The 23,970-nt window shown below is 59.9% G+C and carries 22 protein-coding genes; 17 read left to right on the forward strand and 5 right to left on the reverse strand.

Going from position 1 to position 23,970, the window contains the following annotated elements:
* Window positions 1-86: 86 nt before the first annotated feature.
* Together AXF15_RS13515 and AXF15_RS14570 are read right to left on the reverse strand one after the other, a co-directional pair.
* On the reverse strand, window positions 87-587 hold the full coding sequence (locus AXF15_RS13515) for an IS5 family transposase (RefSeq protein WP_236884853.1): 501 nt from the start codon (window positions 585-587) through the stop codon (window positions 87-89).
* On the reverse strand, window positions 485-853 hold the full coding sequence (locus AXF15_RS14570) for an IS5 family transposase (RefSeq protein ID WP_066607876.1): 369 nt from the start codon (window positions 851-853) through the stop codon (window positions 485-487). The genes AXF15_RS13515 and AXF15_RS14570 overlap by 103 nt, the downstream gene beginning before the upstream one ends.
* Before the next feature lie 191 nt (window positions 854-1,044).
* On the opposite strand from AXF15_RS14570, the gene rho reads away from it, so the two are divergent.
* From rho to AXF15_RS08085, 12 genes are all read left to right on the forward strand, one after another.
* Window positions 1,045-2,292: a transcription termination factor Rho gene (gene rho / locus AXF15_RS08030; RefSeq protein WP_066605723.1), complete on the forward strand. Its 1,248-nt coding sequence runs from the start codon at window positions 1,045-1,047 to the stop codon at window positions 2,290-2,292.
* Window positions 2,293-2,303: 11 nt separating this feature from the next.
* Entirely contained in the window at window positions 2,304-3,200 is an 897-nt protein-coding gene (nadE, locus tag AXF15_RS08035) for an NAD(+) synthase (protein ID WP_066605726.1), read from the forward strand.
* Window positions 3,201-3,244: 44 nt separating this feature from the next.
* Entirely contained in the window at window positions 3,245-4,612 is a 1,368-nt protein-coding gene (locus tag AXF15_RS08040) for a beta-barrel assembly-enhancing protease (protein WP_066605729.1), read from the forward strand.
* A gap of 78 nt (window positions 4,613-4,690) precedes the next feature.
* Window positions 4,691-5,056: a preprotein translocase subunit YajC gene (gene yajC, locus AXF15_RS08045; RefSeq protein ID WP_066605731.1), complete on the forward strand. Its 366-nt coding sequence runs from the start codon at window positions 4,691-4,693 to the stop codon at window positions 5,054-5,056.
* Window positions 5,057-5,176: 120 nt separating this feature from the next.
* A complete protein-coding gene (gene secD, locus AXF15_RS08050; RefSeq protein WP_066605734.1) occupies window positions 5,177-6,772 on the forward strand; it encodes a protein translocase subunit SecD in 1,596 nt (531 codons plus the stop codon).
* Window positions 6,773-6,783: 11 nt separating this feature from the next.
* The gene (gene secF, locus AXF15_RS08055; protein WP_066605738.1) at window positions 6,784-7,854 is read left to right on the forward strand and encodes a protein translocase subunit SecF; all 1,071 of its coding nucleotides are present in this window, start codon (window positions 6,784-6,786) and stop codon (window positions 7,852-7,854) included.
* A 613-nt stretch (window positions 7,855-8,467) separates the two neighbouring features.
* Window positions 8,468-9,574, forward strand: coding sequence for a sulfite exporter TauE/SafE family protein (locus AXF15_RS08060; RefSeq protein WP_066608842.1), 1,107 nt, complete (start codon window positions 8,468-8,470; stop codon window positions 9,572-9,574).
* Between the two features lie 97 nt (window positions 9,575-9,671).
* Window positions 9,672-10,514, forward strand: coding sequence for a split-Soret cytochrome c (locus AXF15_RS08065; protein ID WP_066605741.1), 843 nt, complete (start codon window positions 9,672-9,674; stop codon window positions 10,512-10,514).
* Window positions 10,515-10,622: 108 nt separating this feature from the next.
* A complete protein-coding gene (locus AXF15_RS08070; protein WP_066605743.1) occupies window positions 10,623-11,333 on the forward strand; it encodes a hypothetical protein in 711 nt (236 codons plus the stop codon).
* Complete coding sequence (locus tag AXF15_RS08075; RefSeq protein WP_066605747.1) at window positions 11,317-12,990, forward strand: hypothetical protein; 1,674 nt, start codon at window positions 11,317-11,319, stop codon at window positions 12,988-12,990. The genes AXF15_RS08070 and AXF15_RS08075 overlap by 17 nt, the downstream gene beginning before the upstream one ends.
* Window positions 12,991-13,120: 130 nt before the next feature.
* Complete coding sequence (locus AXF15_RS08080) at window positions 13,121-14,236, forward strand: aspartate kinase (protein ID WP_066605750.1); 1,116 nt, start codon at window positions 13,121-13,123, stop codon at window positions 14,234-14,236.
* A 26-nt stretch (window positions 14,237-14,262) separates the two neighbouring features.
* Window positions 14,263-15,051 (forward strand): tellurite resistance TerB family protein, encoded by a 789-nt coding sequence (locus tag AXF15_RS08085; RefSeq protein WP_066605752.1) that lies wholly within the window; start codon window positions 14,263-14,265, stop codon window positions 15,049-15,051.
* A gap of 34 nt (window positions 15,052-15,085) precedes the next feature.
* Here the strand turns inward: AXF15_RS08085 and AXF15_RS08090 are convergent, their stop codons facing one another.
* The 3 genes from AXF15_RS08090 to AXF15_RS08100 all read right to left on the reverse strand — a co-directional run bounded on the left by AXF15_RS08090 (window position 15,086) and on the right by AXF15_RS08100 (window position 18,786).
* Window positions 15,086-16,387: a hemolysin family protein gene (locus tag AXF15_RS08090; RefSeq protein WP_066605760.1), complete on the reverse strand. Its 1,302-nt coding sequence runs from the start codon at window positions 16,385-16,387 to the stop codon at window positions 15,086-15,088.
* A 254-nt stretch (window positions 16,388-16,641) separates the two neighbouring features.
* Window positions 16,642-17,259 carry an arylesterase gene (locus AXF15_RS08095; RefSeq protein ID WP_066605768.1) on the reverse strand — a complete coding sequence of 206 codons (618 nt, stop codon included), beginning with the start codon at window positions 17,257-17,259 and terminating at the stop codon, window positions 16,642-16,644.
* Window positions 17,260-17,481: 222 nt separating this feature from the next.
* Window positions 17,482-18,786, reverse strand: coding sequence for a M23 family metallopeptidase (locus tag AXF15_RS08100; protein WP_066605770.1), 1,305 nt, complete (start codon window positions 18,784-18,786; stop codon window positions 17,482-17,484).
* 512 nt (window positions 18,787-19,298) lie between these two features.
* On the opposite strand from AXF15_RS08100, the gene hmcA reads away from it, so the two are divergent.
* Genes hmcA through hmcE form a run of 5 tightly spaced genes read left to right on the forward strand, consistent with a single transcriptional unit; the run spans window position 19,299 to window position 23,968 of the window.
* Window positions 19,299-20,831, forward strand: a complete 1,533-nt coding sequence (gene hmcA, locus AXF15_RS08105) for a sulfate respiration complex hexadecaheme cytochrome HmcA (protein WP_169793630.1) — start codon at window positions 19,299-19,301, stop codon at window positions 20,829-20,831.
* Between the two features lie 36 nt (window positions 20,832-20,867).
* Complete coding sequence (gene hmcB / locus AXF15_RS08110) at window positions 20,868-21,923, forward strand: sulfate respiration complex iron-sulfur protein HmcB (protein WP_066605778.1); 1,056 nt, start codon at window positions 20,868-20,870, stop codon at window positions 21,921-21,923.
* Window positions 21,924-21,935: 12 nt separating this feature from the next.
* Entirely contained in the window at window positions 21,936-23,105 is a 1,170-nt protein-coding gene (gene hmcC / locus AXF15_RS08115) for a sulfate respiration complex protein HmcC (RefSeq protein WP_066605786.1), read from the forward strand.
* Window positions 23,106-23,117: 12 nt separating this feature from the next.
* Window positions 23,118-23,267, forward strand: a complete 150-nt coding sequence (hmcD, locus tag AXF15_RS08120) for a sulfate respiration complex protein HmcD (protein ID WP_066605788.1) — start codon at window positions 23,118-23,120, stop codon at window positions 23,265-23,267.
* Between the two features lie 26 nt (window positions 23,268-23,293).
* A complete protein-coding gene (gene hmcE / locus AXF15_RS08125) occupies window positions 23,294-23,968 on the forward strand; it encodes a sulfate respiration complex protein HmcE (protein ID WP_066605789.1) in 675 nt (224 codons plus the stop codon).
* Window positions 23,969-23,970 lie beyond the last annotated feature (2 nt).

Consider the following 23,970-nt stretch of genomic DNA (forward strand, 5'->3'; position numbering starts at 1 on the left):
CCGATCCTGTCCATGCCGCGGCTCCGGCGGTTACTAGGCTCAGGCCTCATTAATTGTAAAAGGGTCATGCCTAGGTTCAGTCCTCATTAATTGAGATAGAAAATGACGGAAGCCGCGAGGCACAGAGCTGAAAAGAAGGTATGCGCGCAGCGGTCATAACGCATGGCTATTCTGCGCCAGTCCTTGATCCTGCCAAACATGATCTCGATCTTGTGCCGCTGTTTATACAGATCTTTATCGTACGGGCAGGGTCTCTTCCGGCTCCTGCTGGGCGGGATGCAGGGCGTAATGCCTCTGGCGCACAGGGCGTCACGGAACCAGTCGGCGTCGTAACCACGGTCCGCCAGAAGCTCCCTGGCCTCAGGCAAAGCATCTATGGCGTCCACAAGCAGGGCGGCTCCTTTGTAGTCGCTCACCTGGCCTTCTGTGAGCGTCATGGCCAGAGGCCTGCCGTGGCCGTCGCAAAGGGCATGGAGTTTGGAGTTCAGACCGCCCTTTGTGCGTCCGATGCAGCGGGAAAGAGCCCCTTTTTGAGCAAACTGGCGGCGGTTCGATGCGCCTTGAGGTGGGTTGCATCGATCATCAATCGTCCATCTTTTCCCGCTGTTTTTGCCAATTCGGTAAAAATATTGTTGAAGACGCCCATCCGGCTCCAACGCAAAAAACGATTGTACAGCGTCTTGTACGGGCCATACTCGCGCGGCGCGTCTTTCCACTGCAGGCCATGTTTGATGACATAAATGATGCCGCTTATGACTTTCCGGTCATCGACCCGCGGAATACCATGTGAACGTGGAAAGAAGGGCTTGATACGCTCCAGTTGTTCGGCAGAAAGGTAGAAAAGTTGGCTCATGGCGTCCTCCCTGAGCACAACTAACCAACTTTTCTGATTTTTACAATTAATGAGGCCTGAGCCTACTTTCCAGTTCAGGTGTTCCACCTCATACATATTGACGCGCAGGCATATCCCGGAGGGTTTGCCGTGGCGTTTTCCGTATTGTCCATGGTCAAGGGATTTATTTTTTATCGTCATGAGGGAGTGTTATGAATCTGTCCGAGTTGAAAACCAAGTCCATGCCGGAGCTCATGGACATCGCCAGCGGGTATCAGATCGAGAATCTGAGCGGGCTGCGCAAACAGGAGCTGATTTTCGCGTTGCTGCAGGCCTGTGCCTCCCAGAACGGCTCCATTTTCGGGGAGGGAGTGCTTGAAATTCTGCCCGACGGCTTTGGTTTTCTGCGTTCGCCCATGTACAGCTACATGCCCGGTCCGGACGATATTTATGTCTCGCCGTCGCAGATCAGGCGTTTCGGTCTGCGTACGGGGGATGTCATTTCAGGACAGATTCGCCCTCCCAAGGAAGGCGAGCGCTATTTTGCTCTGCTCAGAGTCAAGGAAATCTGTTTTCGCGAGCCTGAGGAGGCCAAGAAAATAGTCCTCTTTGACAACCTGACACCCATCTATCCGGATCAGCAGTTCCGGCTGGAAAACGGCGACAAGAATTATTCCGCCCGGATCATGGACCTCATGACGCCCATCGGCATGGGCCAGCGCGGCCTCATCGTGGCGCCGCCCCGCACCGGCAAGACCATGCTCCTGCAGACCATCGCCAACTCCATCAGCGTCAACCACCCTGATGCCTATCTTATCGTGCTGCTCATCGACGAACGACCCGAAGAAGTCACGGACATGGAGCGCACGGTCAAGGCCGAGGTCATCAGCTCCACATTCGATGAACCGCCCCAGCGCCATGTGCAGGTGGCCGAAATGGTGCTGGAAAAGGCCAAACGCCTGGTGGAGCGCAAGGTGGACGTGGTCATTCTGCTCGATTCCATCACCCGCCTGGGCCGGGCCTACAACGCCACCACGCCGTCATCGGGCCGGGTGCTGTCCGGCGGTCTGGACGCCAATGCCCTGCAGCGGCCCAAGCGCTTTTTCGGCGCGGCCCGGAACATCGAGGAAGGCGGCAGCCTGACCATCATCTCCACGGCCCTCATCGACACGGGGTCGCGCATGGATGAAGTCATTTTCGAGGAATTCAAGGGTACGGGCAACGCGGACATCTATCTGGACCGCCATCTTTCGGACAAACGGGTGTTCCCGGCCATCGACCTGAACCGCTCCGGCACGCGCAAGGAAGACCTGCTGCTCGATCCCGACGTGCTGAACAAGGTCTGGATTCTGCGCCGGGTCATGGCCCCCATGAACTCCGTGGACAGCATGGACTTTCTGCTGGACAAGATGCGCGGCACCAAGAGCAACAAGGATTTTCTGGAAGTGATGAACTCCTGACGGGAGGAAGCGTGACTCTGCCCCGCATGAATTGTCCGCGCGACGACGACTACGCGCTCTGGCTGGAACTTCTGGAAGTGAAAGCTTCCGGGCGGCTTCTGGACGCTCTGGGCGATTTCCTGCGGGATTACCTGCGCTTCTCCGGGCGGAAGCTGTACGTACTCGGTCTGTCCGGCGGGATCGATTCTTCCTTTCTGGCGGCCCTGCTCCACTCCCGGGGCATTCCCTATCTGGGTTTCGTGCTGCCTGTTGCCACCAATTCGCCGGAAGAGATCGACCGGGGGCGGCGTGTCTGCGAGGCCTATGCCAGTCCGCCCGGACATCTCCGCCTTTCCTGCCTGCATGATTTCTCCGCCGTATACGACCGGATTTCATCCGCGTTCTCGGATATCTGCGGCAGCTCGTCCGCTCTGGCCGAAGGCAATATCAAGGCCCGGATCAGAATGCTTTTTCTTTACCATGTGGCGCATCTGCACGCAGGTTGCGTTCTGGGTACGGATCAGCTGGACGAACTGCTCACCGGATTCTGGACCCTGCACGGCGATGTGGGTGACGTCAGTCCCATACAGCTCATCCCCAAAACCGCGGAATACGAACTGGCCCGCCTGCTCTGCCTGCATCTGGACGATCCGGCGCCCCTCCAGGCGGCCATCGAGGCCGTGCCCACGGACGGCCTGGGTATCAGCTCCTCGGATTTGGAGCAGCTGGAAGTGGACTCCTATGCCGCCCTGGAGGAGCTTTTCCGTGAATATTTCTGGCTTTGCCTGCGGGCCCAGGTGCATGAGCCCGGCCCGAAAGAGCGGCAGCGCCGCGCCGAACTCGAACGGACCGGACCCGTGCGCCGCTTTTTGCACAGCGGGCATAAGCGTGCCGGAACGGTTCTGGCCGATCCGAGGGTAGCCGGATGAGCGCGTGGAAATTGAGATGCGCGGCGCTTGTATGCTGCGTTCTGATGTTTCTTCCGGCGCGCATGTTCGCCGGATTCGGGGAGTTCACCATCCGGGACGAGCTGGAGCTGGCCCGGAAATTCGACCTGGTCATCGAAACACGTTTTCCCGTGGTGCACGACCCGCAGATCACCGGCTACGTGCGCTCTCTGGTGGACCGGCTGGTGGCGGCCATGCCGCCGCAGCCCTTTCCCATCAAGGTGACCGTGGTCAGAAATGGTTCCATGAACGCCTTCGCTTCCGCGGCCGGGCATATCACCGTCTTCACTGGCCTGATGGCCAATCTGGACGGGGAAGACGAGCTGGCCAGCGTCATCGCCCATGAACTGGCCCACGTTTCCGAGCGGCATATCGCCAAATCCATCGAAAAAAATCAGCTTATCGGTGCGGGCTCCCTGCTGGGCATTCTGGCCGGGGTGCTGGTTGGCTCCCAGACCAAGGGAGACGGCGGAGAAGCTCTGGCCATAGGTGCCATGGCCGGTTCGCGCGCCCTGCAATTGCAGTATTCCCGCCAGAACGAGCGTGAGGCGGACCAGTATGGTCTGGACTTCCTCGTGGCGGCGGGTTTTTCCCCTCGGGGCATGGTCGATGCTTTCGGGAAGATCCGCAGACTGCAATGGCTGGGCGGCGGGGGAAACGTCCCTTCGTACCTGACCACGCATCCGGGCATGGACGAGCGCGTGGTGTACATGCAGGAGCGCATCGCCCGCCTGCCGCTGTCCGTCAGGGAACGCGCATCGGACAATGCCGCTTTTCTGCGGGCCAAGGCCCTGGTGCTGGCCTGGTATACGGATCCCAATACAGCCATCGCCATCTTTTCCGCCGAATCCCATCCATACCCTGCCTGCACCGCTTTTCTGGGCGAGGCCATTGCACGCAGCCGCCTGAAGCAGAGCGAGGCGGCCAGAGCCGGATTCGGGAAGGCGCTGGCCTGCGGCGGGGACGACGCGTTGTGGAAGCGCGAATACGGGCGGTTCGCCTTCGAGTACGGGGCCTTGAGGGATGCCGCTCAGGCTCTGCAGGAGGCGGTTTTGCGCGCGCCGGACGATCTTTTCGCCCTGTTTTTTTACGCCAGGGCCATGGGCGAGCAGGGAAATCACGCGGCGGCCATCGGGGCTCTGGAGCGCGTGGCCAAAGCTGTGCCAAGGGACGCTGAAGTGCTGGAAAATCTGGGCCGCCAGCAGGCTGCCCAGGGCATGCAGTTCGAGGCCCATCTGAATTACGCCAAGGCCTTTGCCTACAGACGGCAGTTCAGAAAATACGCGTTTCATCTGGAGAAGGCCGAAGCCCTGGCCCGCACGGAGGAACAGCGGACCGCTGTTTCGCGCGCCCGGGAGGAAGTGGACGAGTACCGGGAAATTTTGGCCGGCTGAATTCTTTTACCCTTGAATTGCGTACTGTTCCGGGGTAGCCAAGCGGGCTACTTGCGACACCACTTTACGGAGGAAAACATGTTTTTTGCCAATATCGCCCATGCCATGGGACAGGCTCCGGCCGATGCGGGCGCGCAGCCCGGCGGACCGCTCATGACGTTCATGCCGCTCATTTTGATGTTCGTGATCTTCTATTTTCTGCTCATCCGTCCGCAGCAGAAAAAGCAGAAGGAGCACAGGCAGATGCTGGATGCCCTGGGCCGCGGAGACCGTGTGGTCACGGCGGGCGGGCTTTACGGCCAGGTGGTGGAAGCCAGGGAAGACGTGCTGACCGTCGACCTGGGCAATAATGTTCAGGTGCAGGTCGGCCGGGCCTTTATTTCCGGGAAGCTTGCCCCTGAAGGGGACAAGGTCAAGGATAAAGACAAGGACAAGAAGAAATAGCTTCCTTCCGGGATTCTCCGCGAAGCGGTTCCCGAATGCTTTGCCGTCCGCGCCCGGATCACCGGCTGGGCGGCTTACGATATGCAACCTGTTGACTGATTTTGGATAAGGAAGACACTCATGGGTAGTTTGCGTTGGAGGGCGATCCTTGCCGCCGCGGTGGTGCTTGTGGCTCTGGTGTATTTTCTGCCTTCGGTTCCAGCGGTTCGCCATTCTTCTCTGGGCGCGCTCCTGCCGTCCCAGGAGATCAGCCTGGGGCTCGATCTGAAAGGCGGCATCCATCTGACTCTGGGCGTGGATCTGGACACGGCCCTGGTCAATGCCGTGACCAGCATGGGCCAAGATATCCGGGCCGAGGCCAGGGAGAAGAAGATCACGATTCTGCGGCCCAAGGCGGTGGGAACGCGGCAGCTTGAATTTGTCCTGCTCAAGGCGGAACAGCAGAAGGAACTGGATGACCTGCTGCGCGGGCGTTTCGGCAGCATGGAAGTCAGATCGCGGGAAGAGGCCGGTAACGGCCAGCTCAAGTACACGCTGGAAGTGACGGACGAGCATGCCAAATATCTCGAGGGTCTGACCATGGATCAGGCTCTGAAGACCATCAGAAACCGCATCGACCAGTTCGGCGTGGCCGAGCCGGACATCCGCAAGCAGCAGGACAACCGCATCATCGTGCAGCTCCCCGGTCTGGACGACCCCAAGCGGGCCATCAGCATCATAGGACGCACTGCGCACCTGGAGTTCAAGCTGGTGGATGAGGGTGCGGATGTTCAGGCCGCCGCGGCTGGACAGGTGCCCCCCGGAAGCGAACTGATGCAGATGCAGTCCAGGCGGGGCGGGACGGAGACCAGCACGCCCATCGTGGTCAAGTCGGAAGCGGTGCTCACGGGCGAGTACATCACCGACGCCAATGTTCAGTTCGATTCGTACGGCCAGGCTTATGTGGGCATGTCTTTCAATGCGCGCGGCGCGCGCGTGTTTGAGGAAGTGACCGGGGCCAATGTGAAGAAACGCCTGGCCATCGTGCTTGACGACTCCGTATATTCCGCACCGGTCATTCAGGACCGCATCAGCGGCGGCCGGGCCTCCATCACCGGCCAGTTCACCACCGAAGAGGCGCACGATCTGGCCGTCGTGCTGCGGGCCGGCTCCCTGCCCGCGCCGGTGAATATTCTGGAGGAGCGCACCGTCGGCCCGTCCCTGGGGCAGGAATCCATCGACAAGGGATTCATGGCCGCGTGCATCGGCGGCGTGATGGTCGTGTTGTTCATGATACTCTATTACCGCCGGGCAGGCGTCATCGCCGCCTTTGCCATCGTGCTCGACATCCTGCTGATCATGGCCGGACTGGCGGCCTTCGGCGCTACTCTGACGCTGCCGGGCATCGCCGGTATCATCCTGACCCTGGGCATGGCCGTCGATGCCAATGTGCTCATCTACGAGCGCATCCGCGAGGAACTGCGCGCGGGTGAATCCGTGCCCACGGCCATCGACAACGGCTTTTCGCGGGCCACCATTACTATTTTTGACTCCAACCTGACCACGGTCATTGCCGCCGTTATTTTGTACCAGTTCGGCACCGGGCCGGTACGCGGCTTCGCCGTGACTCTGACCCTGGGTATTTTGGCCTCCATGTTCACGGCCATTTTCGTTTCGCGTATCTTTTTCGACTCTTGGCTGGCCAGAAGGCTGCCCGGAACCCAACCGAGTATTTGAGGAGCTTCGACATGTCCTTTGAACTTATCAGACCCGGCACCACAATAGATTTCGTCGGCATGCGCCGGTACGCTTATGCGTTTTCGGCGGTTCTGCTCCTCGTGGGAGGCCTTTCCCTGCTCTTCAAAGGCGGGCCGACCTATGGCGTCGATTTCGCCGGCGGTTTCAACGTGCAGATTCAGTTCAGCAAGGCCGTGGACCTGGGCGTGCTGCGCAAGCATCTGGAAAACCCGGCCCTGCCGGGGCTGGTCATTCAGAATTTCGGTGATGTCGAAGACCACCAGATGCTGCTCAGGGCCTCCTTCGCGGACCAGAGCGCCAATCAGGTCCGCGAGGCCATCGAACAGGGGCTCGGCTCTCTCCCCGACACCTCCTATGAGATTCAGCGCCTGGAAATGGTCGGTCCCAAGGTAGGCGCCGATCTGCGTGAAAAGGCCCTGCAGGCGATTTTTTATGCCGTTCTGCTCATCGCCACCTATGTTTCCGGCCGGTTTGAGCAGAAATGGATGGTATCCGGGCTCATGGCGGCGGCTTTGGCTTCCGTGGTCTATGTGCTGGAACTGCTGCACGCGCCCATGAGTTTTTCCGTGGTGGCGGCCACTGTGGTCACCCTTGTACTGTGTGCGGTGCTGCGGCTCAAGTACGCTCTGGGTGCCATGGTTTCTCTGGTGCATGACGTCATGATTCCGCTTGGGATTTTTTCGCTTCTGAACAAGGAAGTGGACCTGACCATCATCGCTGCGCTTCTGACCATCGTGGGATATTCTCTGAACGATACGATCATCATTTATGACCGCATCCGTGAAAACCTGCGGGCCAAGGTCGCGCCGACCCTGAACGAGGTCATCAACAACTCCGTGAACCAGACCCTGTCGCGGACGGTTATCACTTCTGGCACCACGTTCATGGCCGTACTTGCTCTGTATATCTTCGGTGGCGCCGTGATTCACGACTTCGCCTTGGCCATGCTGATCGGCGTGGTGTTTGGAACGTATTCCTCCATTTTTGTCGGCGCGCCAGTTCTGGCCCTGTTCAAACCCAAGGCCGAGGAGCCCGAAAGAGGAGTAGCAACCACTGCCTGACCATTACCTGTGTGAAAGATTGCAAAACGCCCTGCGGGGCGTTTTTTTGTATCTGCATTGTGAATTAAGGCTCAATATATCCCTGTCTCATACGATGTCAGAAAGGCTTTTCAGGTGAAAAATACGACAGAACGAGAAATCTCCCGAAATTTTTTTCTTCTGAAGATTTTCAGTAAGAGAAAGGTTATCAACCTGTAAACGAAAGAGGGAATTTTCTCGCAATCTGGACTTTGAAACAGTTGTACACAGTTACCGGGACACAGGAGGTTCTATGCTGAAACCATTGTATGCTGCGATCATTGCCGTGCTGCTGGTAGTCGCAGGGATGACTTCTCCCTTGCAGGCGGAGGAAAATGATTCAGCCTCACCGGGCATAATGGAACGGGCTGCGACCACTGCCGAGCAGTTAAAGGAGAGTGCCGGGGCAAAAATGGATTCCGCGGTTTCGGCCGTGGAAAACATGACCGAAGCGGTCAGGGGCAGCACTGTCGAAACTGCGGAAGATCTGAAGCAGAAAGCAGCGGAAGGAGCTGCCGAGGCTGCGGAAGCCGCAAAATCATTGCAACGCGAGGCTGCGGAGAAGACCTCTGCCGCTGTGGAAGCGGTCCGCAACATGACGGATAATGCCAAGCCTTCCGCCGCTGCGGCTACCGGGTCAAGGCTGCAGCAGGCCATTGCCAAGGCTCCTACGGGCACGGAGCAAGGGCAGGTGAATATGTCCAGCCCGGCAGGTTTTCTGGGTATTCCCGGGGGGCCGCAGGTCAATCTCATTCTGGCCCTGGTCTGGGCGATCTGGGTTGGCTGGATTTTTTCCACCGTGGGTGCTTTTGGCGGCGTCATGGCCGGTGTGGGGCATATGAGCATCTTCGGCCTCGGCGCATACGCCAAAGGTTTCAAAGGCACGGCTCCTGAACTCAACAAGACCCTCACCGACTCCATTCGTGCGTCCAACCAGTTTCTGGTGGGTCTCTCGGCCCTGATTTCCTCCATTAACTACGGCAGGATGGGCCGCTTGGTACTGCCTCTCGGCCTGGCTCTGGGAGTGGGTTCCCTGCTCGGAGCCTGGGGTTCTGCGACACTGACGGCCGGAAAAGTCTCTTTCTCTCAGTATCAGGGATATTTCGGGCTTTTTGTGTTGCTGCTCGGTTGCTATCTGCTCTGGGAAACCTCTCCGGCGGGCCAGGCCAGCAAGAAGAAGGCTAAGGCTGCGGCTCAGGCTTTCGAGGCTGCGGTCAAGAATCAGAAAACGGGTGGAGCGCCCGCTCCGGCCGGAGTGAAAATTCTCGGTGCGAGCCTGGCCAGGATCCGCTTTACCTTTTGCGGAGTGGAATTCAGCTTCAATCCCCTGCTCCCTGTCATCGGCGGCATCGTCATTGCCGCCGTGGCCGCCTTCCTCGGCGTGGGCGGCGGGTTCATGCTGGTGCCCTTTCTGACCAGCATCACGCAACTGCCCATGTATCTTGCCGCAGGAACTTCTGCACTGGCCGTACTGGTCAGCATGATCACCAGTATCGTCACTCTTATGACAAAAGGAGTTCCCGTAGATTGGGCGCTCGTCGGAACAGAAATGGTGGGCATAGCTATTGGCTCTGTCGTTGGACCTCATACATCCAAGTATTTTTCGGACAAGTGGCTGAAGCGTCTGTTCATTGTTTTGGCTTTCTATGTCGGTATAGACTATGTGCTGAGAGGATTTTTCCATTACAGGATATTCGGATAACAAAACAGGCATGCCATGTGGAATAAGCATGGCATGCTTTTTATATTTTCAGGCATGCCGGGCATGCCATATGCAAACTGTAGCTGGAGGAGGAAGTATGAGCCTGACAAGAAGAGCGATGCTTGGGGCACTGGGCGGGCTTGCTGTGGGTGGAACTGTAGCCTCCGTTGTAGGGACGGGTATTGCCGCGGCTCCTGAAAATGCTTCTCCGGCCAAAACGGGACGTTTTGAGCAGGTCGGTGGGGATTTCGGATGGAAGCCGCATAAACTGGATGCGCGTGTCTGTGCGCCGGTGGCCTATGACGGCTACTGGCATAAAGGTTATGCGTGCGGGTACGGAACTTTCTACGGCATTATCGGTATGCTGGGAGAACAGTACGGCGCGCCGTACAATCAGTTCCCTTTCACCATGCTCGAAGCGAACAAGGGGGGTATTTCCGATTGGGGCACCATCTGTGGAGCGCTGTACGGGGCGGTTGCCGCTTTCGCGCTGTTCTGGCCCCGCAAGGAGCGTAATGCGATGGTTGATGAATTGTTCAGATGGTATGAGAAAACCAAACTGCCGATCTACAATCCGGGGGATGCCGCCAAAGGAGTGAAAGGAGAAATTCCTTCCAATGCGTCCGAATCCGTGCTCTGTCATATATCCGTCGCCAGATGGTGCTATGAGCACAAGAAGGAGAACGGAAGCAAGGAACGCAGTGAGCGATGCGGGCGCATCACCGCTGATGTAACGACAAAAGCCATTGAAATAATAAATGCCAAGATAGATGCCGGAGAGAGCTGGAAAGGCGCTTATCCCAAACAGGAGTCTGTCGCCTACTGTGGGGAATGCCATTCCAAGGGAAAGGACGCCGACATCCAGAAAGGCAATATGGACTGTACACCCTGTCATGGCGGCAGCGAGCATGTACAGAACAAGTTCAAGGATCATCCATGATCCTTCCGCGTGAATGTTCACTTTCAAGGGCCCCATTTATTGGGGCCTTTTTTTCGGACGCGGCGGGCGAAGATATTTCTTGCTTTTTTGTGCGGAAGAGCTTGAGGTTTGACGCTGGCTTTCGGGCAGCGTTTCCGGGCTATCGAGGCGGTTTTCATGGAGATTGTGCATCGCTTTTTCTTGTCGCTGGACCCTTGGCTGATCTGGGCGTTCAGGTTGACGGAGGATCCGTGGGCGGGTTTTCTGACGGGCTGCGTGCTGATCTGCCTGATCTGCGTGATTCTGGGAGATGCCACCTCGATCCTGGCCAGACGTTTGAATCGCGGCGTTTACGGACGCTATCACGACGAAATGGTCCGCAACCACAATCTTTCGGTCACGGCTCTCCGGCATGCGGACAAAGCGGCCTATGCGGCGGCAAACAAACAGGCCCATGAGGCCTTTGGGAAATATTTTTTCAGCCAGGCCGGGGCGTTCACTCTGTCCATCTGGCCTTTTCCCTTCGCTTTGGGCTGGATGGAGACGCGCTTTGGCGGCGTGCCGCTGACTCTGCCCGTGTCCATACCGGGCGTGGGCGACGAAGTGATGTACCCTTTTTTCTGCATCCCGCTCTATATTCTGGTGCGGATTGTCTACGGGCGGATCATGCGGCTTTTCGCCCCGTACCGGCGGGTCCTTGCCTGGACCGGGCATGGAGGGAAAACGGAAATGCTGCGCTTCGAGGAGCTGCTGCGTCCGGAGCCGGCGCAAACAAGGCCCGAGACGGCTGGTCCCGAAGGGAGCGGCAAGGAAGGAGGGCGGCATGGAACAGGGCTTTGATCTGTTTTCGCACTGGACTTTCGAATCCTTTGCTCCCGGTTCCATTTCCCGGCTGAAGTACGACGCGTTCCGGCAAATCCAGGAAAATGCGTCAACGTGTCTGCGCCTTTTGGGTGAGATCGAGGCCCTGGATGCGGCCCTGACGGATTGGGCCCGCGTTTCCGCTCTGGTCGACCGGCTGTCCGTGGAAATCGGGGCGCTCGTGGAGCGGCTGCGCATCATGAATCCCGTTGAATTCATGGATGTGCGCGAGCGGTTTGCCAAGGTGGATTTTTATGTACGCTTGGCAATGGACCGAGCGGAGGAAAAGACCGGGCCGCCTTATGTGCGGGAATGTTCCTCCTGGAGCGGGGAATGCGCGTGGCTTCGCAACTTTCTGGACGGCGGGGAGCGGACGGTAGTGTTGGTGGTCAGTCCGGCCCTGTATCAGTATTTCGTGGAAGTGAACGCGTTGCGCCATGATCTGGAAAGAACATTGTGCGCGTGCGATCCGGCGGATCCTGCACGGCTTGCCGCTGTGGAAGAAGAGGCCCGCACCCTGCTGCACGCCGGGAGGCTGCCCCGGCGGCTGGCTGACGAGCTGGAGATCGCCGCGGTGGATCTGGCTCCGGGCGGTGGCCTGCTGGATGTGTGGAGTTTCATAGGGACCGGGGATCAGCGGGATTTTCTCGGTGGCGAGCGGGGAGTACGGGCCGCCGACATGGCCGGGGCCTGGAAGCGGGCGGTGGTCCGGAAGTTTTCCCCCGAGGCGCAGATTTTTCGTTTGAACCGGGGGCTGGCCGACGGGGAAGACGGGGTGACGGTCGTGGCTCATATATCGAAAGCGGCGGAGCCGCGTCCCGCCGTTCCGGCCGTTTCCGATGCGGCGGCTTTCAGGAGCCGCCTGCGCGGTGTGCTTCCGCAGGTCACGCATCTGCATGTTTTTCGCGGTGAAGAAGAGTCCGTCCGTCCGGACCAGTGCCGGTCCCTGTATGATCTGCTGTGCCTGTGCCTGGACCGGGGCCTGTCTCAGGTCTTCGCCTTTGCCGGGGAGCCGGGCAAAGGCATGGCGGGGGTGAAGCGGATGCGGCTGGATGTTCCGGTGACGGTGGACGTTTTCAACCTGGAGGACGCCTTTTTTCCTTCAGTGGCGGAGCGGGCGGTCATTTCCGTGGAAGATGTCCGATCCATTCCGGCGTGGTCTTTTCTCCTTGGTCTGGCCTGTCCTGCTGTTTCGTGGCCGCCTTTCCCTCAGGAGAAAACGGCCCTGAGGCACCACGGCAGCTACGCTGTTTTGTCCCAGTTTTTCATGCACTGTACGCTGCGCCTGAAGCGGAATCTGTTCGCGGTGGAGTGTCACTGCTCGGATCATGCCGAAAAATATGTCCGTTTCTGTTTCAAGGGCGTGTGCCGGGGCGAGGGCGGGCAGAGCGGCCGCCGGGAAATCCTGCGCCGGATTCTCGAGGACGAAGGCTTTCTGGTGCACACCTGCGGCGAGTATCTGGAGGCTGTCCGCACGGCCGGCGACGATGTGCCGCTGCAGCGCAACCTTGTCTGTCTGGGGGTGCTCGTGGCCTGGATTCAGACCAGCGGCGAACGGGAACTGGAAGCACTGGGGCCGGAGCGGGGGCTGGAGGCGTTCCGGACGCTTCTGGCCGGAACCGTCGATCAGGACTGATGTCCATCCCGGCCTGTGCCATTTTGATGGCCAAGCCCCAGTGGCCGGCCTTCGCGTGTTTGTGGACCCGTTTTCAATTGGATGGAGAGATGCCGCATCATGCTGTTCGCATGATTTAAGGAGAAACGGCATGGCCCGTATCGTTCAGAAGTACGGCGGCAGCAGTGTGGCCGCCCCGGAGCAGATTCGCGATCTGGCCCGGCGCATCGTGGCCCGGCACGACGCCGGAGATGAAATAGTGGTGGTGGTTTCGGCCATGGGCAAGACCACGGACGCCCTGGTGGCTCAGGCCAGGGAACTGGCCGCGCGGCCGGATCCGAGAGAGATGGACATGCTGCTTTCCGTGGGGGAACGTATTTCCATCGCCATGATGAGCATTGCCATAAACGGTATCCGTCCCGGTCTGGCCGTGTCCTTTACGGGGTCGCAGATCGGCCTTATCACGGACTGCAACCATGGCGACGCCCGTGTGCTCGAGGTGCGCGGCGAGCGGTTGCGGCAGGCCCTGAGCCAGGGAAAGATCGCGGTGGTGGCCGGTTTTCAGGGCGTATCCACGGACAAGGAGATCACCACCTTGGGCCGGGGCGGCTCGGATACCACGGCCGTGGCTCTGGCCGCCGCTTTAGGGGCCGATGTCTGTGAAATCTATTCGGATGTTGATGGCGTGTACACGTCCGACCCGCGCCTTGCTCCCGCCGCCCGCCGCCTGGATTCCGTGGACTATGAAACCATGCTGGAGATGTCCGCGGCCGGGGCCAAGGTACTCAAGGATGACGCCGTCGAGTACGCCCGCCGCTTGGGCGTGCGCATCGCCGCGGGGTCGAGCCGCTCCGGCGAGATAGGAACCATCGTCTCCAGCGGAAACCTGAACCGGGACACCCTGCAGGCCATGGTCTACCATGACCGTCTGCGCTGGATGGTCTTCGAGGAGGGCGCTGATCTGCCGCCGGAATGCCGGTTGTGCCAGAGCATGGATCAGCGCACCGTCGTGGTGGTGGATGAGCGGCACGCGGGCGGCATGGAAGGCGTGCCCTGCGTGAGCCTGTCCATGATCGGTTCCTGGGCGGCGGGGCGGAAGGAGCATCTGAGCCGGGTTTTCGCCCGCCTGGAAAAGGCCGGAAACCGCGTGCTGGCCATCAGCAGCACGGTGCTCAAGTATGAGATTTTTCTGGAAGATCCCCTCGAGCAGGAACTGGTGGTGGCCATTCACGACGATCTCTTCGGTCCCGGCGAGCCGGGCCGGTAAAAACGCAAGTCCAAGGAGGAAAAGATATGAGCTTCGGCAATATTCTCGGCAAGTTGTTGCAGCAGGGCATGTCCGGACAGACCCGGACGCGGATTGAACGGGCCGCTCAGGCTCCCGGCATGAACACCAGTCTGAACGATCTGCTCGGCGGCGTGCTGGGCGGCCAGCGTGGTGCTCAGGGCTCCACTGGCGGCGATGCCCTGTCCGGCGTGTTGGGCATGGCCCGGGATTTTCTGGGCAACAAGCAGGCGGGCGGCCTGTCCGGCGCCCAGTTGGGAGGGCTCGGCGCCCTGGCCGGAGCGCTGCTTGGCGGCGGCGGAAAATCCATGCGCGGCGCTTTGAGCGGAACGGCGGTGGCCCTGCTCGGGTCGCTGGCCCTGAACGCCCTGCAGGCCAAACGTTCCGGACAGGCGAGTCCGGTTCAGGGTCTGGATGCGACAGCCATGCAGGCCCTGGCTGCGGAGGATACCCAGCGGCTGATGGTCCGGGGCATGATCGCCGCCGCCAAGGCCGATGGGGGCATTGACCAGGCCGAAATGGGCCGCATCATGGGCAAGATCGGCGATGACGGCGTGACCGGCGAAGAGAAGCAGATGGTCATGGATGAACTGATGCGTCCGCTGAATCTGGAGGCTCTGGCCGCCGAGGTGCCCAACGAGGCCGTGGCCAGTCAGCTCTATGCAGCTTCGCTTCTGGCCATCGAGGTCGATACGCCTCAGGAGATCGACTACCTGCGCCGTCTGGCCGCGGCTTTGAATCTCGATCAGACCACTGTGGCCCGTCTGCACGAACTGACCGGCGCGCCGCAGGTTTGAGCGTAATTTCCGGGAGGCTCCGGCCTTCCGGAAATCATTCGGGCGAGGGCGCGAACCGGATGCGCTGAATGCGCCTGCGGTCCATGCGTTCCACCGTGAACACGCCTTCGGGGAGAGAAATCACATCCCCGGTTTCCAGCACCCGCCCGGCCTGGGCCAGCAGAAAACCGGCCATGGTGGTGTAGGCCTCGCTTTCGGGCAGGGAGAGGCCGAGCTTCCGGTTGGCGTCGCGCACCGTGAGCATGCCGTCCAGCACGAACTGTCCTCCATCGCGCACGATCTGGGAGCGGACTTCTTCATCGTACTCGTCGTTGATCTCGCCCACGATTTCTTCCAGCACATCTTCCAGGGTGACCAGCCCTTCAAGACCGCCGTACTCGTCCATGACGAAGACGAGATGCGTGCGGGTGGCCTGCATCTGCTTGAGCAGGCTGCCCAGATGCTTGCCGACGGGCACGAAGACCGGCGGGTGGATGATGGCGGTCATGGAGAACACCAGGCCGGGCGTTTTGGACATGAACGGCTCCATATCCTGGCGGAACAGCACGCCGACCATATCGTCCAGGTCTTTCCCGTAAACGGGCAGGCGGGAGTAGCCGTGAACGCGGAAGGCTTCCAGCGTTTCGTCCAGGGTCGCGTCCACTGGCAGGGCCGTGATTTCCGAGCGCGGCACCATGGCTTCATGGGCCTCGGTGGTGTCGAAGTCGAAGGCGCGCCGGATGAGACGGCGTTTCTCCTCTTCGATCTGGCCGCTGGAGTAGCTGGCGTCGATGAGCATGCGCAGCTCCTCCTCGGTGTACACGGAACCGTGGCTGGCATTGGGTGAAAAACCCAGCATCCGGACCGTGAGGTTGCCGGCCCGGTCCAGCAGGCGGATGGGCCAGTAGAACACGCGGTGGAATATCTCCATGGGCAGGGCCACGATGAGGGCCGTTTTTTCCGCCTGATCCAGAGCGATGGTCTTGGGGGCCAGCTCACCCAGCACGATGTGCAGAAAGGTGATCAGGCTGAAGGAAATGGCGAAGGACAGGGAATGCAGGACCGCGTCGGGCACGTAGTTCTGGAGCAGGGGATCGAGCAGGCGGGCGATGGCCGGTTCGCCGATCCATCCCAGAGCCAGAGAGGAGAGGGTGATGCCCAGCTGTGTGGCCGAGATGTACGCGTTCAGATTGTCGATGACCCGCAGCAGGCGCTTGTACCGCCTGTGTCCTTCGGCGGCCAGGGACGCTACGCGGGAACGGCGCACGGCCACCAGGGAAAATTCCGAAGCCACGAAAAAGCCGTTGGCCAGCACCAGAAGTATCACCAGAAGCAGAAAAAGACCTGAGCGCAGCATGAATGTCCTTTGAACTCGTGTTTTCTGTTATGGCTTCCAGGTTCCGCCGGTGCGGCCCGCGCGCCGGAAGAAGCCTGTCTGTCCGTCTGTAGATGGGGTTCGGGGTGGGGGTAAAGGGGCAATCCGGGCGGGGGCGGGAAATAAGCCTGTTTTCGGAAGGTGCAGGCGAAGCCTCGCCGGTGCGGGGCTCCGCATTTTGTTGTTCAAAGACGCCTGCCGCCGGATGGCCGTGTGTTTTACGGCGGGCGGCCGGGCTATTTAATGGCTCCGCTTTCTTTCAGCAGCACGGCCATGGATTCGGCCAGGCGGCGGTATCCCGCGGCATTGGGATGGACCTGGTCCGCCTTGAGGTCGCCTTTTTTCAGTATCTCAACAAGTATGTCCTCCTCGATGGGCAGGGAAAATTCCTTGGCCAGATTCGCGTACAAGGCCGGCGGGGCCAGAGGAAGGCGTGGCGCGGGCACGGCCACCAGCACCACGGAGATGCCCCTGTCCCGGGCCGTCTGGATCATGGCCCTGAGGTTCGCCTCGGTCTGCTCGAAGGGCGCGTGCTGGAGCATGTCGTTTCCTCCGTGGCAGAGAATGAGCAGACCGGGAGTTTCCCTATCCAGGATTTCCGGCAGGCGCCGCAGCCCGTCGGAGGTCACTTCTCCGGAAATTCCGGCGTTGATGACGCGCCGTCCGGTCATGCTTTCCAGCACGGTTGGATAATCCTCCCCTGAAGCGGCCCCATTGCCGGCGGTCAGGCTGTCGCCGAAGGCCAGAATGGCCGCGTCGTTTGCCAGAGGCGGCAGTGCGGGTTGCGAGGAGCAGGACGCGAGCGCGATGCAGAAAAGCAGCAGCCCTGCAGCCGCGTGAAGCGATTTTTTCATCGAAACCTCCTTGATCCGACTTTCTTGTGGAATGCCGTACCGTTAGCCTGCGGAGAGGAAAGACACAAGACGATCTGGCCAGAGTACATATCCCGCCCGGAAGATCTCTGGGTGAAAGGGCGTGCGGCCGTCCCGCTTCGGAAAAAGAAACCGCCGGAGAAGGCCCGGCGGTTTTCGCGGTCAGCGGCTGTCTGGCCGCGGCAGAGTCCGGCTCCGGCCTCTCTACATTTTGGATGTGATGTTGTTCTTGATCCAGCGCGCGTCCCACCATTCGATGGGCTGTACCTCAAGGCCCGAGACGAGCATGCCGAAATGGAGATGATCGCCGCCCGCCATGCCCGTGGCTCCCGTCTTGCCGATGATCTGGCCGCGCTGGACGGTTTCTCCTTTCTGCACGTGGATCTCGCTCAGATGGGAGTACAGGGACTGCAATCCGAAACCGTGGTCGATAATCACCACGTTGCCGTAGATGCCCATGAATTCGGCCAGAATGACCCTGCCGGTGTTGCCTGCGGGAACGGGCGCCATGGCCAGTGAGGCCAGATCGACGCCCATGTGCGTCTGGCTGTCCACGGCCTTGCCCTGATAAAGGTAGGTGCGGTGATCGGCGAACCCGGCCATGGGCGCACTGTTGGGCAGACGGATGAAAGTGCCGTCCCAGAGTTTCTGCGGCACCGTGTCCCGGCCGAGAGCCATCAGAAAATTCATGTTCTTGCGCCGCAGTTCGGAGTTGACCTTGAGGAAGATGTCGATGGGCTGGGTCAGTCCGGGATAGAGTCCGGAGAACTGGCCCATTTTGGATTGCAGGAAGTTTTCGGACACGTTGATGTTGTCCTTCCTGAATTTTTTCGGGATCGCCTGGAAATGAAACCCGAGGGAGACCTCGTTGTCGGCCATGTCCGAAGCGTACAGTACAGGCTTGGCCGTTTTGGGATCAAGGTCGTGGGGAAGGGCGAAAAAGCAGAGATACCTGCCCGGCTGGTAGGGGTAGCCCGGAAAAAAGCGGTCGCCCATCCTGACGCCGGAGGTGGAGAGCTCCTCGTCGGTACTGTATACGATAAGCCCCGCCCCGCCCTGGTTGACGTTGTGCTGGCCGGACAGGACGGAAATCATGGGTGGACGTGAGTCGATCTCCATTTCGCGCACGACCTCGGCCTTGTTGCCCCAGCCGAAACGGTGCCAGGACGTATCCCGCACGGTGACTTCCAAAATCAGCGGCGCGTTCTTGATGCCCGTCTTGGGCAGGCTGAACTGCTCCGAGTACTCGCGCGTACCCGCTGGCAGGTCCTTTTTGATTATGGTCACGGTATCGGAACCTTGGTGGACCAGCACGCGCAGGGAGCGCAGATCGGAATCCCGGTCCGAAGCCGTGACGGTGAAGACCGTTCTGGGGCTGGCCTTGGACTGGTCCGGGGCCAGCGTGAGGTCGGGCGGCGTCCATTCCGCCTTGAAATAGTAGAGTGCGCCGAGAGCCCCGGACAGAAGAAGAAGGACAATGAAATAGGCTGTGGAAATACGGCTGCGCATGGTGTCATATCCTTATTATACGGTCAGCTGAAGATGGCGGCTTCGTGATGAACTGCGCGGGAGGTTTTTTGGTGTTCCGCGGGCCGGGTTCTGACGCGGGAGTGCTGCGAATCTGCGGCTGTTCCTGTTTGTGGCGGGCCGTCTAACGGATTTTTACAGCCTGCCAGCAAAGTATCTTGCTACGGACAGGAGAAAATTTTGGCAAGCCCGGCCGCATGGCGCCGTGCGGCATCGCCGCCAACCGGGAATACACTTGGGGAAATACCGGGAAAATCCACTCGGAGTCATGTGTTTGTCTTGTGAAAGAATGCCTTAGTTGTTGACGGAAAGTCTGTACTTCCATACACTGACGGTTGGAAATTTCATGCCTGAAACCTGCTTTGCCGCGTGGTGGCTTCACGCATTTTCAGCGGCGTGAAGGCATGTTTCAGGTGCGGGGCACTGGAAGAAGTTTTTCCGGTTTTGGATTTCCGGAATTTTCCGGGGGCGGATTTCAACAGAGGATTTTCACTATGGAGAAGGGAAGACCACTGCTGCGATGGGCTGGGATCCTGTGCGTGGGCATGGCTGTGGCTGGGTTCGGTCTGAACGCTCTGGGGGGAAAACAGGAGCCGGACGCGATGAAGCGGATGGGGGCGGACCTTGTCTCCATCGATACGCTCAAAAAGTTCGGCACGCTCGAGTATCCTGTGGTTCGCTTCGAGCACGACAAGCACACACGGGCCGTGGAAGGGAAATGCGAGACCTGTCACACGGTGTCCGGAAGCAAGGTCGCGGCCAGGTTCAAACGCCAGGAAGATACTGACGCCGCTGAAATCAAGGCCATCTACCATGAGAACTGTATAGGCTGTCATATCGAGACGGCCAAGGCCGGCAAGAAAAGCGGCCCTGGCAGCGGCGAGTGCCGGAGCTGTCATACCGGCCCGGCGGAATCCGTCCGGACACCCGTTGTTTTCGACAAGTCCCTGCATTACCGCCACTCTTCTTCCAAGATGGTGCTTCCCGCGTCCGGCCAGAAAGAAAATTGTTCCAAGTGTCACACCAAGGACCAGCCGGACAAGCGCGATCTGTCTTTCGCCGAGAACAAGGAGCAGGCTCACGAAAAATGCCTGTCCTGCCATATGGAGATCGGCAAGGCCAAGCAGGCCACCGGGCCGCTCGAGTGCGCGGGCTGTCATGACGCCACTGTCCGTGCCGGATTCAAGAAGATCGCCGATGTGCCCCGCCTCGAAGCCGGACAGTCCGACTACGCCCTGCTCATGGCGCCCGTGAAGAATGCCGGCCAGCCTGTGCCCATCAATGCGGTGCCTTTCAATCACAAGCTGCACGAAGAGAAGATCGAGAACTGCTCCACCTGCCATCACAATGTCGCTTCCAAAGGCGTCATGGCCTGCTCCCAGTGCCATACCTCTCTGGGCAAGGAAGAAGGCGGGTTCGTGACTCTGGAGCAGGCCATGCACCGGGTCGGCGCCAAGTCCAGCTGTGTGGGCTGCCATGCTGCGGCCCAGGCCAAGCCGCAGTGCGCTGGCTGCCATGCGTTCATGGGCCGGACCGGACAGAAGAGCGATTCCAGCTGTTCCAAATGCCACGTCGATATTACGGCGGATCCGGCGCTCATGGCGGACAAGACCACCGGAAGCGCAACCGCCCGCATGATCATCGATGCGCGGCCCAAGGCCGACACCACGCTGAATCTCGACGAGATTCCCGACGTGGTGGAAATCGGAGTGCTGTCCAATGAGTTCCAGCCCAGCAAGTTCGCCCATCGCAAGATCGTGGGCAAGATGCTGGAAGGCATGAAGGACGACGCCATGGCTGCCTACTTTCATTCCAGCCCCTACGCCGTATGCTCCGGGTGCCATCATAACAGTCCGCCCTCGGCCAATCCGCCGAAATGCGCGAGCTGCCACAACCAGAACACCGACGGCGTTAAGCCGGGGCTGAAGAACGCCTACCACCAGCAGTGCATGGGCTGCCACCGCGAAATGGGAATTCAGAAGCCGGCTGACACGGCCTGCGTGGAATGCCACGCCACGAAGCAATAACCTGCCCGGAAGGCCGTAATAACGAGGAGCTATCTTATGAAACGCAGAAAATTCATTGGCATGCTGGCTGGCGCGGGCGCCTGTTTGGCGGCGACTCCGGCCGCTGCCGGTGGAAATCATCATTTTACGGGATATCCCGGCAGCTTCGGTGTGCTTTTCGACAGCACCAAATGCATCGGATGCAGGAAGTGCGAGGCGGCCTGCAGCAGGGTGAACGAACTGCCGCCCCAGCCGCAGCCCTTCGATGATCTGACCGTGCTGGACAAGAAGCGCCGCACCCACCACGACACCTTCACCGTGGTCAACAGATACGAGACGGACGGGAAACCCGTATTCCGCAAGATTCAGTGCAACCACTGCCTGGAACCGGCCTGCGCTTCGGCCTGCTTCGTGGGCGCCTTTGAAAAGGATAAGACCGGGGCGGTCAGCTACGACGCCAAGAAATGCGTGGGCTGCCGGTACTGCATGATCGCCTGCCCCTTTGAGATTCCGACCTACGAGTACCACGACCCTATCACGCCCCGCGTGCGCAAGTGCACCATGTGCCAGCCGCTGGTGGAGGAGGGCAAACTCCCCGGATGCGTGCAGGACTGTCCTACCGGAGCCCTGGTTTTCGGCCGCCGCGAGGACCTGATCGACATCGCCCGGGAGCGCATCCGCAAACACCCCGATACCTATGTGAACCATATCTACGGCGAACGGGAGATGGGCGGCACGAACTGGCTCTACATATCCGGCGTGCCTTTCGAGAAGATCGGTCTGCGCGAGGATCTGGGCGTCACCTCCGCGCCCGAGCTGACGTCCGGCGCACTGTCCGTGGTTCCGGCCATCGTCGGCATGTGGCCGGTCTTTCTGACCGGGGCGTACGCCCTGACCAAGCGCAAGGAAAAGATCGCGGACGAGGAGCAGAGGCACGCCGTGGCCGAGGCTGTGGCGGCGACCGAGGCGGAGGCCGCGCAGAAGCTCAAGGCGGCCATGGACAAGGCGGAGAAGGACAAGCAGGCCGCCATTGATCGTGAAGTGAAAAAAGCGCTCAAGGAAGCGGAAGAGGCGCGCAGGAAAGCCGAATCCGCCGACTCGGAAGAGCAGTAAGGAGGCGTGTCCATGTCTGAACACACCACACCCCGCAAGTCCTTCTGGACTCCCGCGAATATCGTGACCGCCGTCATTCTTGTCATCGGCCTGATCCTGACGGTCAAACGTTTCACCATGGGGCTGGACTCGGTAACCAACCTGAGTGACGACAACCCTTGGGGTATCTGGATCGGATTCGACCTCCTGTGCGGCGTGGCTCTGGCCGCGGGCGGCTATACCACGTCGGCCGCCGTGTATCTCTTCGGCATGAAGAAATTCCACTCCGCCGTGCGGCCGGCCATCACCACGGCTTTTCTGGGCTATGCCTTCGTGGTTTTCGCCCTTTTGTACGACCTGGGCCGCTATTACCGGCTGCCCTATCCGCTGACCATCTATCCCGGTCCGACTTCCTTTCTGTTCGAAGTGGGTCTGTGCGTGGCCCTGTACCTGACGGTGCTGGCCATCGAATTCTCTCCGGCCCTGTGGGAAGCCCTGAACTGGAAGAAACTGCGCGCCTGGGCGCACGCCCTGACTCTGGTGCTGACCATTTTCGGCGTGGTCCTGTCCACGCTGCATCAGTCGTCTCTGGGCGCGCTGTACCTGATCGCTCCGTCCAAACTGCATCCACTGTGGTACTCGCCGTATCTGGCCCTTTTCTTTTTCGTGTCCAGCATTCCGGCCGGCCTTTCCATGGTCATCTTTGAGGGCCGCCTGTCCCACAAGTATCTGCATCACAAGATGGACGCGACTCATCTCGAGGAATCGCCCGGCGTGACTCTGGGTTTTGCCAAGGCTGCGGCCGTGGTGCTTTTCGCCTACTTCAATCTGAAGTGGATCGGCGTGGCCCTGGACGACAACTGGAAATATCTGGCCACGGGCTGGGGCGCGTGGTTTCTGGTGGAACTGCTGGGTTTCGTCCTGACGCCCTGCCTCATGTACGCAGTGGCCGCCCGCGAGAAAAACCAGAACCTGGCTTTTTACGCCTCCATCGTGACGGTCGCGGGCATCGTGCTGAACCGACTGAACGTCTCGCTGGTGGCCTTCAACTGGCGTCTTCCGGCCGCGGCGCGCTACATGCCTTCTCTGGAAGAAATTCTGCTTACCGTGTTCATTGTCACCCTGGAAATCACCGTGTTGCGGATCTGCCTGTGCAAGCTGCCGATTCTGCACGAACACCCCGAATTTAAGGGCGCACATTAAGGAGGTCCGGTTATGGAATTCATGACTATGCACGATTTCATGTTCTGGACCAAGGGCATGGCCTATGTGGGCATGGCTATCGGTCTGGTGGCGTTCATTCCCTTCTGGTTATTTCTGACCGAACGGGATGAGGACAGATTCGCCGACAGGGAAGAAGAATAGGTCTGACCAACGAAGGAGTCATCTCTATGTATGAAATACTGACTGGACCGCTGCTCTGGTTTGCCTTCGCGGTATTCTTCATCGGCCTGGGCGCGCGGGTGGTCCTGTACTTTCTCGGCTTGGACTGGAGGCTGGACCGTGTGGCCTACAAACCTCATATGGCCCATGGTCTGAAGGGCGCGGCCCTCTCCGTGTACCGCTGGGTGCTGCCTTTCGGCACGCACAGCTGGCGGGAGAAGCCCATTTTTACCATCATGTTTTTTGCCATGCATGCTGGACTGGTCGTGGTTCCCCTGTTTCTGGAGGGACATGCCGTGATGATCAAAAGCGGCACGGGAATCGACTGGCCGTCCATGCCGCAGATACTGGCCGATATTCTGGCCATAGCCGCATTGCTGGGCGGTCTGGGTATCGCTTTGCGCCGTCTGCTCCTGCCCGAGGTGCGGATCCTGACCAATGTTCAGGATGTCCTGCTGCTGGTGCTGATTCTGACCCTGCTTGGCTCGGGCATCATTGCCGCGCACAATCCCGTGCATTATTCGTTCTGGATCAATCTGCACATTCTGTGCGGCGTGACGGTGCTGCTGCTCGCGCCTTTCACCAAGCTGGCGCATATCGTGCTTTTCTTCTGCACCCGCATTCAGATCGGCATGGATTTCGGCATCAAGCGCGGCGGCATGAAGACCAATTTTGACTGGTAGCC

This window comes from Desulfomicrobium orale DSM 12838 (genome assembly GCF_001553625.1).
Classification (GTDB): Bacteria; Desulfobacterota; Desulfovibrionia; order Desulfovibrionales; family Desulfomicrobiaceae; genus Desulfomicrobium; species Desulfomicrobium orale.

Excerpts from the sequence above, each read along its gene's own strand:
- AXF15_RS14570 (WP_066607876.1), bottom strand. The coding sequence starts at position 853 with ATGAGCCAACTTTTCTACCTTTCTGCCGAACAACTGGAGCGTATCAAG.
- rho (WP_066605723.1), top strand. The coding sequence starts at position 1,045 with ATGAATCTGTCCGAGTTGAAAACCAAGTCCATGCCGGAGCTCATGGAC.
- AXF15_RS08040 (WP_066605729.1), top strand. The coding sequence starts at position 3,245 with ATGTTTCTTCCGGCGCGCATGTTCGCCGGATTCGGGGAGTTCACCATC.
- yajC (WP_066605731.1), top strand. The coding sequence starts at position 4,691 with ATGTTTTTTGCCAATATCGCCCATGCCATGGGACAGGCTCCGGCCGAT.
- secD (WP_066605734.1), top strand. The coding sequence starts at position 5,177 with ATGGGTAGTTTGCGTTGGAGGGCGATCCTTGCCGCCGCGGTGGTGCTT.
- secF (WP_066605738.1), top strand. The coding sequence starts at position 6,784 with ATGTCCTTTGAACTTATCAGACCCGGCACCACAATAGATTTCGTCGGC.
- AXF15_RS08060 (WP_066608842.1), top strand. The coding sequence starts at position 8,468 with ATGACGGATAATGCCAAGCCTTCCGCCGCTGCGGCTACCGGGTCAAGG.
- AXF15_RS08065 (WP_066605741.1), top strand. The coding sequence starts at position 9,672 with ATGAGCCTGACAAGAAGAGCGATGCTTGGGGCACTGGGCGGGCTTGCT.
- AXF15_RS08075 (WP_066605747.1), top strand. The coding sequence starts at position 11,317 with ATGGAACAGGGCTTTGATCTGTTTTCGCACTGGACTTTCGAATCCTTT.
- AXF15_RS08080 (WP_066605750.1), top strand. The coding sequence starts at position 13,121 with ATGGCCCGTATCGTTCAGAAGTACGGCGGCAGCAGTGTGGCCGCCCCG.
- AXF15_RS08085 (WP_066605752.1), top strand. The coding sequence starts at position 14,263 with ATGAGCTTCGGCAATATTCTCGGCAAGTTGTTGCAGCAGGGCATGTCC.
- AXF15_RS08090 (WP_066605760.1), bottom strand. The coding sequence starts at position 16,387 with ATGCTGCGCTCAGGTCTTTTTCTGCTTCTGGTGATACTTCTGGTGCTG.
- AXF15_RS08095 (WP_066605768.1), bottom strand. The coding sequence starts at position 17,259 with ATGAAAAAATCGCTTCACGCGGCTGCAGGGCTGCTGCTTTTCTGCATC.
- AXF15_RS08100 (WP_066605770.1), bottom strand. The coding sequence starts at position 18,786 with ATGCGCAGCCGTATTTCCACAGCCTATTTCATTGTCCTTCTTCTTCTG.
- hmcA (WP_169793630.1), top strand. The coding sequence starts at position 19,299 with ATGGAGAAGGGAAGACCACTGCTGCGATGGGCTGGGATCCTGTGCGTG.
- hmcB (WP_066605778.1), top strand. The coding sequence starts at position 20,868 with ATGAAACGCAGAAAATTCATTGGCATGCTGGCTGGCGCGGGCGCCTGT.
- hmcC (WP_066605786.1), top strand. The coding sequence starts at position 21,936 with ATGTCTGAACACACCACACCCCGCAAGTCCTTCTGGACTCCCGCGAAT.
- hmcD (WP_066605788.1), top strand. The coding sequence starts at position 23,118 with ATGGAATTCATGACTATGCACGATTTCATGTTCTGGACCAAGGGCATG.
- hmcE (WP_066605789.1), top strand. The coding sequence starts at position 23,294 with ATGTATGAAATACTGACTGGACCGCTGCTCTGGTTTGCCTTCGCGGTA.